At 53.2% G+C, this 12,197-nt stretch carries 8 protein-coding genes and 1 rRNA gene; 1 reads left to right on the top strand and 8 read right to left on the bottom strand.

Going from position 1 to position 12,197, the window contains the following annotated elements:
* The 5 genes from BHAP_RS01705 to BHAP_RS01685 form a co-directional block, all read right to left on the bottom strand.
* Positions 1–402: ribosomal RNA gene (locus BHAP_RS01705) — 16S ribosomal RNA — on the bottom strand; the annotation flags it as partial.
* 503 nt (positions 403–905) lie between these two features.
* Positions 906–4,073 (bottom strand): bifunctional [glutamine synthetase] adenylyltransferase/[glutamine synthetase]-adenylyl-L-tyrosine phosphorylase, encoded by a 3,168-nt coding sequence (locus BHAP_RS01700; protein WP_094729037.1) that lies wholly within the window; start codon positions 4,071–4,073, stop codon positions 906–908.
* 160 nt (positions 4,074–4,233) lie between these two features.
* Positions 4,234–5,079 carry a methylenetetrahydrofolate reductase [NAD(P)H] gene (gene metF / locus BHAP_RS01695; RefSeq protein WP_094728985.1) on the bottom strand — a complete coding sequence of 282 codons (846 nt, stop codon included), beginning with the start codon at positions 5,077–5,079 and terminating at the stop codon, positions 4,234–4,236.
* A 136-nt stretch (positions 5,080–5,215) separates the two neighbouring features.
* Positions 5,216–7,522, bottom strand: a complete 2,307-nt coding sequence (gene metE, locus BHAP_RS01690; protein ID WP_094728983.1) for a 5-methyltetrahydropteroyltriglutamate--homocysteine S-methyltransferase — start codon at positions 7,520–7,522, stop codon at positions 5,216–5,218.
* 119 nt (positions 7,523–7,641) lie between these two features.
* Positions 7,642–8,151: a hypothetical protein gene (locus BHAP_RS01685; protein WP_094728981.1), complete on the bottom strand. Its 510-nt coding sequence runs from the start codon at positions 8,149–8,151 to the stop codon at positions 7,642–7,644.
* A gap of 392 nt (positions 8,152–8,543) precedes the next feature.
* Here BHAP_RS01685 and BHAP_RS01675 point away from each other — a divergent pair, with 392 nt between their 5' ends.
* Complete coding sequence (locus BHAP_RS01675) at positions 8,544–9,638, top strand: sensor histidine kinase (protein WP_158216403.1); 1,095 nt, start codon at positions 8,544–8,546, stop codon at positions 9,636–9,638.
* Here BHAP_RS01675 and BHAP_RS01670 read toward each other — a convergent pair.
* The 3 genes from BHAP_RS01670 to BHAP_RS01660 all read right to left on the bottom strand — a co-directional run bounded on the left by BHAP_RS01670 (position 9,602) and on the right by BHAP_RS01660 (position 12,148).
* On the bottom strand, positions 9,602–10,249 hold the full coding sequence (locus BHAP_RS01670; protein ID WP_094728975.1) for a response regulator transcription factor: 648 nt from the start codon (positions 10,247–10,249) through the stop codon (positions 9,602–9,604). The genes BHAP_RS01675 and BHAP_RS01670 overlap by 37 nt on opposite strands.
* A 96-nt stretch (positions 10,250–10,345) precedes the next feature.
* Complete coding sequence (locus BHAP_RS01665) at positions 10,346–10,903, bottom strand: SixA phosphatase family protein (RefSeq protein WP_094728973.1); 558 nt, start codon at positions 10,901–10,903, stop codon at positions 10,346–10,348.
* Positions 10,904–11,089: 186 nt separating this feature from the next.
* A complete protein-coding gene (locus tag BHAP_RS01660; protein ID WP_094728971.1) occupies positions 11,090–12,148 on the bottom strand; it encodes a tRNA (adenine-N1)-methyltransferase in 1,059 nt (352 codons plus the stop codon).
* Positions 12,149–12,197 lie beyond the last annotated feature (49 nt).

The following is a 12,197-nucleotide window of genomic DNA, read 5'->3' as shown; positions in this document are numbered from 1 at the left end:
ACGCGGCGTCGCTGCATCAGGCTTGCGCCCATTGTGCAATATTCCCCACTGCTGCCTCCCGTAGGAGTCTGGGCCGTATCTCAGTCCCAATGTGGCCGGTCGCCCTCTCAGGCCGGCTACCCGTCAAAGCCACGGTAGGCCATCACCCCACCGTCAAGCTGATAGGACGCGACCCCATCCCATACCGCAAAAAAGCTTTCCCACAATCACATGCGATCATGTGGAACATTCAGTATTACCACCCGTTTCCAGGAGCTATCCCAAAGTACAGGGCAGGTCAGTCACGCATTACTCACCCGTTCGCCACTCTCACCCAAACCGAAGTCTAGGATCCCGTTCGACTTGCATGTGTTAAGCACGCCGCCAGCGTTCATCCTGAGCCAGAATCGAACCCTCCACAAAAAACTTGCAGAAAGACACAAAAATGACTCTCAAAAACAAAAAATCGACAATCGTCCTATAAGGAAGGACGTTCGCACAAAAACCCCAACCCCCATTAACCACTCTCGCAGACCCCCAACCAACAAACAGGTCAAAGGCGGGAATTGGACTGGCAATCACAAACATAAAGAAGTAGTACAAACACGCTCTTGAGTTCTCAAACCACCACCACACTCCAAGCAAACCCAGAAACCAACCAACCGGAAGGAACCAGACCGCTCAGCGGCAGCAAGAGATAAACATACACGACACCACACACAAGCGCAAACCAGCATCACAAAACAACACCCAAAACGTTGCAACAACAACGTTCCCACGGCGTGTCGAAAACACGCCTCCAACACGCTCACACTCTCACAATACGCCCAAAACACCACCACAACCACACCAAAAACCACAAATCCACCCACACGACCCACACAATTCACCCCAACGACACCCAACCCAACCACACAACCAACACATCAGCGACCGTAGAACAGTCGTTCTGTTACGTCGCGCGCTTTGCGCATTGCAGATAGCAAATCATTCTCAAAATGCTGACCGCGATGTGCATCGTAACCGAGATACACTGCAATACCGCCCAACGAATAAATATCGTCCGGCAAAATATCAGCTTGCGAAACGCGTCCACTCCACAGATAGTTGCCGTTACGCGCTGCCGTACACATACGCCACGCCTTACGCAACACCATCGCATCAGCAGTACTGATATATGTCATGCGTTCCAACTCGTCGAGCGCACCGAGCGTAGAGTTCAACCGCAACGCAGCATGGTCACCAGCGTGACGTAACTGCAGCAATTGCACAGTCCATTCAATATCCGACAATCCGCCTTTGCCGAGCTTCAGGTGACGATCACGGCGCACGCCGCGAGGCAAACGTTCAGCTTCCATACGCGCCTTGAGCTTGCGAATCTGCGCTACTTCAGACTCAGTCAGCTCGTTCACCGGATAACGCAACGGGTCCGCAATCTCATGCAAAAAGTCTTCAGCGAGCGCCCGATCACCAGCCGCATATCGTGCGCGCAGCAACGCTTGATGCTCCCACGTACTTGCCCAAGCTGTGTAATATTCACGGCAGGACGCATAAGACCGCACTAGCGGACCGTTCTTACCTTCAGGCCGCAAATCCATATCAAGTTCGATTTTTGGCTCAAGTGTTGTCGGTCCTTGCAAAATCTGGCGCATGGACTCGCATACTTTGCGCGCGAATTGATTGGCCTGCTGCTCGTCGAATACAGGAGCTACTGGAGTTGCTGGAGTATCATCTGTAATTTCAGACTCACTCTCGCCGCGGTTATCAACCGGCCGATACATCATGATCACGTCCGCGTCAGAGCTGAAATTGACTTCCCGACCACCGTACCGACCCATCGCAATAACAGACATTGCGATCGGCGGTCGTGACTCGTCAAGGCCAAGTTCACGGCATTGCCAGCGCATCGCCCATGTTAATGACGCGTCGATAATCGCATCGTACACGTCAGTCATGCCGTTCAATGAGTCGGCGTCATCCATGACGCCACTCATCCATGCCAAGCCAATGCGTTCAATTTCGTGACGTCGCATTGCTCGCATTGATGTTGCGAAATCGTTGATATTGTCAGCATTACGAGCTAATGATGATGCACACTGCACGTCAAGACTTTCCCGAGTTCGGGCGCGCAACCGCGTATCGTCGCCGAGCCATGTTACTGAAACAACGGATTTGTTTAACGCATCACCGAGGAATCGCGAATTGGACAAAATATGGCACAGTCGCTGCGCAGCGGAAGTTGAATCGCGCAAGAACCCAAGATATTCGCTATCTGTGCCGAAATTCTCTTCAAGTTTGCGCCAATTCAACAATCCCATATCAGGATTTTGACCTTGGCCAAGCCACTGTAGTACCGCTGGCAGAATAATACGGTTGATCTTTGCCGCGCGTGAGACACCAGCAGTCAACGCGTGAACATGACGGATAGCCGCATCCGTATCCGCAAAACCGATTGATGCGAATCGCTCCTGCGCCGCCTGCTCAGATAATGTAACCCCGTCACCGTCTGTCGACGCAGCAATTGGCAACATAGGCCGATAGTAAATATCCATATGCAGGCGGCGTACTTCACGACGTGTCTCGTCGTACTTGTTCACCAGTTCTTCTGGATGCATGCCGAACGCGCGAGCAAGCCTACGTAACTCAGGATTACGGTTAAGGTCCTCATCGCTCACATCACGTTTGCGATCAAGGCCACCGATACTACCCGCCCCAAGATCAGGGAACAAGTGCGTGCGTTTGAGTGCCCACATTTGCTGACGGTGCTCCATCACGCGCTCAAACCGGTAATCCCACGACAGTTTCACCGCTTGTTTACGCGACACATAACCACCGTCAGCAAGTCGTTGTAACGATTCAAGCGTTGACGCAGTACGCAAATTCTCATCCGCACGGCCATGCACGAGTTGGAGCATTTGCACAGTAAACTCCACATCGCGCAAGCCACCGCGACCGAGCTTGATCTCGCGATCCTTCAATGGCGCCGGGATAAGGTCTTCCACACGTTTGCGCATTTTTTGGCAGTCGTACACGAAATTGTCGCGCTTCGACGCACTCCACACGAATGGACGAGTCATATCCATGTATGCTTGGCCAAGATCCTTGTCTCCAGCAACCGGGCGCGCTTTCAACAGTGCTTGAAACTCCCAGTTTTCCGCCCATTGCTCGTAATAGCCGCGATGTGAATCGAGCGTACGCACGAGCGGACCATCCTTACCTTCAGGCCGTAATCCACCGTCGATTTGCCACAAGGTCGGTTCAGCAACACCCATGATGACCGATTGGCACACGCGTTGTAGCAGAGTACCCATTTTGGTACCGATACGTACCAGCAACTGATGATCAATCTGATGATCAACTGGTTCGACTACGTAAATCAAATCCACATCGGATACGTAGTTGAGTTCGCGCGCGCCGAGCTTGCCCATGCCGATAATCGTGAATCGCACATGCTCACTACCGTCCACTTCATGCCGAGCGATTGCTAACGCTCCTTCAAGCGCAGCATCAGCAAGGTCGGAAAGTTCCTCGCTAATACGCGGTTGCAAAGCGATCGGGTCGTCGGCAAGCGTATCTTGCGCGATGATCGACGCGAGTTGCTTACGATAGGTGCGACGTAACGCAGTAGTCGCTTCCGCCAAATCCAACGTGGCGACTGGCATATTGCGTTCGTTCGGGTCAGCACCAACCGCTTCGAGTACGTGAGCTCGACGCTGATCATGGTTAAATAAGTGCGAATTACAAGCGTCACTAGCGGCCGCTTCTACAAGATCAAGCCGGAAACGCATGAGCTTGCCCATTGCATCAGACACGCCAAGAACCGCTACAAGTCGTGCGAACGATTGCTCGTCAGGCAGGATTTCATCAAGTGTTCTGCCTTGACTTTGTAACGCGTTAATAATGTCAACCAAATTACCCAGTGCCATGTCTGGATCGCATGCTTTTTCCAAATCAGTCAAAAGCATACGTAGTCTCGGCTCGTCGACACCATCGGCGACGAGCTTGTCAAACTGTGTCCGTGCGATATCCAGATCCTGTAGGCCAGCGTGAATAAGTTCGCGTGCGCTTGCCTTGAATTCTCGGGTTGCGTCCATACTGTCCCAATGTAGCGCAAGATTGGTCAAGCCGTGCGCGGACATCCACGACTGAGACATAGCAGCATGATATTTGCGCATCTGCTGCCTGTTTTTTGACACTTTCGTGACGTTGCGTACTCAAGTAGTACTCAGCATTGCTCAAGTACTGCCTACGTAATCACTTAGCGAACAGGGACTCCACGTTCGACCAAATACGCCGCGTACCAGCAGGATGATTCATGGTATACAGGTGGATGCCGTCCACACCGTGCGCCACAAGATCAGTGATTTGTTCAGACGCATAGTTGATACCGGCTGCGCGCAACGCCGCGGGATTGTCAGCCCACTTGTCGAGCATACGGTCGAGTTTTTCTGGGATACGAGAAGCATTACGTTCAGCCATGCTTCGTACCGATTTGGGTCCGCGCACCGGCATGATACCTGCTTCGATCGGCACGGTAATACCAGCTGCCCGCGCCTTGTCAAGGAAGCGGTAAAAATCATCGTTATCGTAGAACAGTTGGGAGATCAAATGACTTGCACCGGCGTCTACTTTGATTTTCAAATTGGCAATGTCTTCGTCAAGCGACGATGATTCATAGTGACCTTCCGGATAGCAGGCACCGAAAATCTTAAGATTGGGGCGCTGCTCACGAATGTACGCGACCAGATCACTGGCATGCGGAAACACACTAACCGTTTCACGATCAGGCAAATAGTCACCGCGAAGCGCAAGTACAGCCGTGACTCCAGCTTCATCAAACATTTCGAGCGCATGATCGACGATCTCGTGATCTGCATATAACGCGGTTAAATGCGCCACCGTAGGAATGCCGTATTCCGAACGAATCGTGTGCGCAATGCGCGCGGTGGCAGTGCGATCAGAGGCAGTACCATGACCGTACGTAACTGAAATAAAGTCCGGTTTAAGCCCTTCAAGTCCGTCAAGCGTGTCGTAAATAGTACCGACTGGCGCGTTACGTTTAGGAGGAAAAACTTCCAGAGAAAACATAGGAGTAGTCATCAAGAATCCTTATGTAGAGAACTTATTCAGCCCTTATTCGCGTGTGGGCTCCCTAGCAATGGGAGCCCACACGTTTATCCGTTCATGAGTACAGCCGCAAAACTCAACTATGTAGTCAAAACTTCAGCCGACTCAACTACTCAGCGAGCTTGGCGCGCACAGCCTTAGCAGCCGCCACCAAATGTTCAAGGCTCGGCCACGTTTCCGCATTGCCACGAGTCTTCAGACCGCAATCAGGGTTAATCCACACCTTCGCAGCATCCATCTTGTCGAGAATCTGATAAATACGATCCTCAATCTCAGCTTCGGACGGAATACGCGGCGAGTGAATATCGTAGACACCCGGACCAGCTTCCGTCTCGAAGTGCGCATCGTGAATCGCATCGAGCACAACGAGATCGCCACGAGATGCCTCGAAGGAGATCACATCCGCGTCCATCGCATCGATGTCACGAATAATGTCGTTGAACTCCGAGTAGCACATGTGCGTGTGAATCTGCGTAGTTGGCTTGACTGCGGAATGCACGAGACGGAATGCGGGAATTGCCCAGTCAAGGTACTTCTTGTGCCAGTCGGACTTACGCAGCGGCAGCTTCTCGCGCAATGCAGCTTCATCGATCTGAATGACGCGAATACCAGCAGCCTCAAGATCGAGCACTTCGTCGCGGATGGCGAGCGCAAGCTGCTCGGTCTGCTGTTCGTGCGTGATGTCCTCGCGCGGCCACGACCAGTTGAGGATCGTAACCGGACCGGTGAGCATGCCTTTCATCACATGATCGGTGCGGCTCTGTGCGTAGCTCGACCATTCCACGGTGATCGGCTTAGCGCGGGAAACGTCGCCCCACACGATCGGCGGCTTGACACAACGAGTACCGTAGGACTGTACCCACGCGTTCTTCGTGAACAGGAAGCCGTTGAGGTTCTGGCCAAAGTATTCGACCATGTCGTTGCGTTCAAACTCGCCGTGGACGAGCACGTCGAGGCCGATCTCTTCCTGATGCTTGATGCATGCGTCGATTTGCGCCTTGATGAATGTGTCATACTCGTCGCGGGTGATTTCGCCCTTGCGCAGGCGAGCGCGTTCGGCACGAATTTCCTTGGTCTGTGGGAAGGAACCGATCGTGGTGGTCGGCAGAAGTGGCAGACCGAGTGCTTCGCGCTGCTGCTTCTGGCGTTCGGCGCGAGCTGGCTGGCGAACGAAATCCTCGGGCTTGAGGGCGGCAATACGCTCGGCAACCTTCGGATCAGCGGTTACACGTGTGCCATCGAAGAGTGCTTGGTTTGCAGCGAGAGCAGCCGACGCCTTGCGCTGATCGTCATCTGTGTTAGCGAGTTCAGCGATTTCAACGAGTTCGCCGACCTTTTCGACGGCGAATGCGAAATGCTTAAGCACAGCCGGATCGAGTGCAGTTTCGCCTTCGGTGCTGAACGGCACATGCAGCAGAGAGCTGGCAGTGGATACCGCAACATTATCCGTAACCTGCTTGAGCGCATCGATTAGACCGAGGCTGACCGCATAGTTGTTGCGCCAAATGTTACGACCGTTAACCACGCCTGCAAAAATCGTCGTAGCCGAGTTCACACCATACTGCTGGACGGCTGCAAGGTTTTCATCTTTGCCTTCATTGAGGTCAAGACCGATACCGTCGAAACCGAGCAGATTAACCGTATCGTACACATCGGCAATGTGGCCGAAGTACGTGTTCAGCAGTACTTTGACCTTGCCATCGCGCGCTGGCAGAATCTTCGTATACAGCGTCTTGAACAGTTCAACGTCCCCCGGCTCTTTGTCGAGCACGAGGTATGGCTCGTCAATCTGTACCCATGCCGCACCGAGTTCAGCAAACTTGGTAATGATCTGTGCGTACACGGCGGCGATTGCGTTAACGAGTCCCTTGTCGATCGTGATCTCTTCAGCATCGTCATTGCGAGCGAGCTTCAGGAACGTGTACGGGCCGATGAGTACCGGCTTAGTGTCAATGCCGAGTGCCTTGGCTTCGTTGAACTCGTCGAACGGCTTGGTACCGTTGAGCTTGATTTCGGTGGACGGCTCAATTTCTGGCACGAGATAGTGATAGTTTGTGGTGAACCATTTCTTCATCGGCAGAGCGGTTACGTCACCGCGTTCACCCTGATAGCCGCGAGCCATCGCGAACAGTGTTTCTTCTGGATTCTCGAACGCGAGACGACGGTAACGCTGCGGAATAACGTTGAGCAGGATCGCCGTATCAAGCATCTGATCGTAGTAGCTGAAATCGTTGCTAGGGATCAGGTTGACGCCAGCGGCAGCCTGTAACTTCCAGTGCCGGGCTCTCAGCTCCTTGGCGGTTGCGCGTACATCGTCAAGCGACGCAGCACTCTTCCAGTAGGCTTCGATAATCTTCTTCAGTTCTCGGTTTTGGCCGATGCGCGGAAAACCGGAAACGGAAGTCAGTGCGGACATGGTTCCTCCCGAATCTTACGAATGCAACCCGGCCAACCTATCACAGATCAGCCCTGCATAAGACATCAGGTAAACTTAGGTGTCGCCATAAACCAAGGTTATGGCGACACCCTTTAGAGTTATCGGGGAGATCTCCATAGACGATCAACAGAACGATTAACCCGCATTTGTTGGTGAGATGGGGTCATCCCGGGGTTATCCCGCGCCCCAGCATATGCACATGCAAAGCAGCACAATGCAGTCACGACTGCACATAGCGCTCCCCACGCTAAAGCATAGTTCGCATATGGATGATTGTAAACATGCTCAGGAGCAAGGTCCGGCAGCATGAACCAATCCGGAGCAAGATGATACCCCTCGAGGCAGGCCGCCATAAGAACCATAAACACCAGCGCTATGCTCATTCTACTTTTGACAGAGTACTCATCTGCATAACGAACCAACAACTGTACGGATACCACCGGCAAAATGACGATGGTCAGGATCGGCGTGGCATCGACGATATTCCATATTCCGATCATCAGGAAATCCTCTTGCGGCTTAATGATCCATTCAACAACATTTACGAGTGCCATCACCACAGACGTACAACCCCATCCGATGAACCAGGAACACGAATGTTTTCCCATGCTCTATCTCCTTACACGGTAGTATGTTCCGATTCCATCGATAGTCCTACGGTCATGAGCATCCATGTGCCTTTGCTTAAGTATCCGTTTCATAGTTTCTCCTTTAGTTCAATACCGGCCTCGATGCCGATATCATGGATTCTATTGATCTATCTGCAAGTCTGCATAGGTCAATAAAGAAAACCTGTATCCCTCTTCTGTAACGAGTTGCACATTCATACAGACGCATCAGAGGATGTTAGGACAATGTAGTTATGGCCATCCGTAAGTTCAAAAGCCCTCACGTCGGTTCCGCTCTTGGGGTATCAGCACAACAACGCTTAACATCCGTTCGGCGTTCCATGATATATGCGTGCGGGTCCGTTGCCTGTTGCATCATCGTTGAGACTCTCATGCGTTGGCCCAGCAATCATCTGCTCTCATATTTACTGATTCCAGTGCTGGCGTTGGCGTCGCTGATCGTACTCCTGTTCGTTTCACAGTCCGGTGCGTGGCTAGTAGTCACACTGTATTGTGTCGGTCTGGTGTCGCCATTCCCAATGTCATATTCGTATTCGTTAGCAATGCTGATAGCAGTAACGGTGATTTGGACAGACAGTCGACTGGCATCCGGCCTCGCGGCCACACTCAGCGTCATCGCACTGATGATCGATCGCAAGCTGTTGTTCGGTCTTGGTCTGTCCGACTCGGTAGTGATATCGTTCGCGTACTGTGTGTTTGCGCTGACGATCGGCGTCGCGTCGCGCTGGCACGTAGATCATGCACGACTGGCCGAACAAGTGCGTCGGCAGACGGAACGGGAGCATATCGCTAGGGTACTGCACGATCGTATCTCCAACGATCTGGCATACGCAATCATGCGTATCGACCGCAATCTCACGTCAGTCGAACACAACGATGAGCAGGACAATCACGTCGAATGTGGAGCGCACGTTAATATGACGTCGTTCGATACCACAGCTGAGCTACACGAACTGCGTGCAATCATCGATCATGCGCTGTGTAGCACGCACCAAGTCATCACAACACTCGACGGCACGACGACACCATTGTCATCATCGATGCTTCCGTCTACGAAGGCCACGGTCGAACGCATCGCTGCATACGTTGATGAACAGGAGGATCGGTTGCGTACGATCGGTTTCGGCGGGCAAACGACGCTATCGAACACCTTGCCAAGTCTCAGCGACCGCAGTTTCGACGAACTGTCTGGACTACTGTCGGAAATTTACACAAATATTGCCAAACATGGCGATCCAACTCACGGATATGTGGTGTCGATCGCCACAAATGAACACTCATTGGTAAGCTGCCGTGATGAAACGAATCCTGCCATCATCATTACAGCAACGAATATTCCCCGGCAGTATGATGCGACTGAGGGACTGGGCAGTGGATTGGAACGATACCGCCGCATGGGCGTTGACATGACCACTCGCGTCGAAGATGGTCAGTGGGTGCTGTCAGCGCGTTTTGCAGCCAAATAGATACGAATCGCCTCTGCGCGAGTGGTTGCACCAAGTTTGGTTTTGGCATGGCCGACGACCACGAATACGGTGGATGCCTTGATACCGAGTTCTTGAGCGATTTCAACGGTGGAGCGGTTCGCTGCATATCGGTCCAGCACCTGCCGTTCTCGTTCCGACAACACCACAGCCGATTGTGTTGCAGTGATGACGGATCGATGTGCCACAGTCGCGTTCATGAATCCCGTTCCGATGGCATTGCCATCAGCGACGGCACCTATGAATTCGGCTAGCTCTCGCGGCGTCGAACTCTTCGCAATGAGGCCCTGCGCCCCTGCATCGATTGCAGCCTGCCGGTAATGATCGAGCGCGTACGAAGTAATGCATAGTATCGACGGCCGATCTGACGCCATACGGATGCGTCGGCACACTTCAGCACCGTCGACGTCAGTGAGCGACATGTCCAGCAGCAGCACGTCAGGTATCATCCTGTCATACAAGCAGCGATGCAGCGCCTGCACGCCCGATTCAACAGTCCAGACCACTCGGGCTCCTACTAGCGCCCGCCCTACAGTCTGCGCAAGCATGGCCAGAGCAAACCGGTCATTGTCCACTATGCCGATCGAAATCATATCGGTATTCTTACATAGGTAGTGAGCGTCCCGCGACAGGCATTTCGACGAATACTCGAGAAACGCGCGCAGGACTAGGCACAAGGATTCAATAATTCAGTTAAAATCGTTAGGAGTAATCACCGCGAGAAGATCAGCTTCGTGCAGTTTCCACTGGCTAAATGGTTCGTTCGAGCCAAAAATTGCTACGGACGCAGTAGACAGGCCAAGGTTAAGCTGGTCCAATGTTGCATGATCGGATTGCGGGGAAGCGAGCCATTGACTGGCGATCGACATGGTCGGCTCGTGGCCTAGGATCATGAGCACACGATGCTTATCTTTGGTCTGCGCAAGTTCGTCAAGTACGGCTTGCACACCGCCGTCATACAAACTTTGCCGATAGTCGACTTTCGGTATGTCACCGAATGTTTTGAGCATGCGAGCGCAAGTCTGTTGCGTGCGAAGAGCGCCAGAGCATGCGATACGGTTTGGTACAAGGTCAAGATCAAGCAATCCTTTACCGACAGCTTTTGCTTGTTTCAAGCCTTTGTCAGCTAGTGGACGATCACGGTCGCCATGCTCGCCGAACGGTTCAGCTTTTGCATGACGCATGATGATGAGCACATGCTCATACGATTTCGCTTTTTTCTCGACTTTGCCCAGCTTGACAGCCATGACTCCCCTTCGGTCAGCAGATCGCAACTGCCCCTATTATGGACGATGAAAGTGAACTTTCTGCCCGCGTGTTGTCGCTCGGTTGCCGTTTGGCTCACTCGATCATCGCAGTTATGCTGACAGTTCAGCTCACTCGCCAACTCGATCCGTTTTTGGCTCAGTCTCAGCCCAAGATTTAATCAATGCTCAGCCCAATTGTGCAACTTGCGCGTCGAGATCTCGCAACACTTTGCGCAGTTTACGATCCGAAATATCACGCAATTCAAGGTCTTCGAGCTGCGCGGCACGTTCATCATCAGTCAGCGAATCAATATCAGTGGTCGTATCCTTGGTGACGCGGTCGCGTTTTTTGAGCGCTGTGAATCCCTCAGCCATTGCGCGCGACACCACAAGAAAACCGGTGTGGCCGATCATCTGATGGTCGGGTCGCACGGCCAACCCTTGTGCTTTCCAACTACGTTCCAATGTCTCCTGAATGTCCGGCTCGGTCCAGCATCCGGCATCACGCAAGGCTTCAACAAGCCGCGACATCTGCGTGGTCGTGGTGATGTAGCAGATGAGCACGCCGCCGGGTGCGATCACTCGGTACGCCTGTTCGAGACGGTTCCACGGGTCGAGCATGTCGAGCATGATGCGATCGTATGCATGTTCCGGCAAGGTTGCCGCGACTGAGTCGAAGTCACCGGTTTTCAGATCCCACCAGGTCGGTTTTTCGCCGTAGTACAGGGTTGCGTTTGCTTCTGCCACACGCGCGAAATCAGGGCGCAGCTCGATTGTGGTCAAGTGACCGTTCTCCCCCACCGCGTCGAGCAGGTTGACGCTCATCGCACCCGAGCCGGCACCGGATTCGAGCACGGTAAGTCCTTGGCGAATGTCGCCGAGCTGGATGACTTGCGCGATGTCTTTCGGATACATGATCTGCGCACCGCGTGGCATAGACAGTACGTAGTCGGCGAGCCGCGGACGCATGACCGCATAATCCCAACCGCCGATCGCGCGCACTGCCTTCCACGGTTTGTTCGCATCGCGTTCCGGATGCACTTGGTTAATTTGCGCTTCGCGTTTTGCGGTGACCGTGGTGACGACGATGCCTTCCGTGCGGCCGATCACATCATCGTGCAGGATAAGCCCATGCTCGGTTTGCGTGGAACCGCCGGCGACCAGCTGGTCGGTGATCCTCTTGCCCTTACGATCAGTAAACTGCACCTTCTCGCCGGCGTTCAGCGGTCCTCGCCTTGGATTCATGGGGTTCCTCCTCACACACTTTCGCGCATGCACGTCAATATCACATCAA

Origin of the sequence: Bifidobacterium hapali (genome assembly GCF_002259755.1) — a bacterium.
In the GTDB taxonomy this organism is placed as follows: Bacteria; Actinomycetota; Actinomycetes; order Actinomycetales; family Bifidobacteriaceae; genus Bifidobacterium; species Bifidobacterium hapali.
This window is presented reverse-complemented; position numbering and strand designations above follow the sequence as displayed.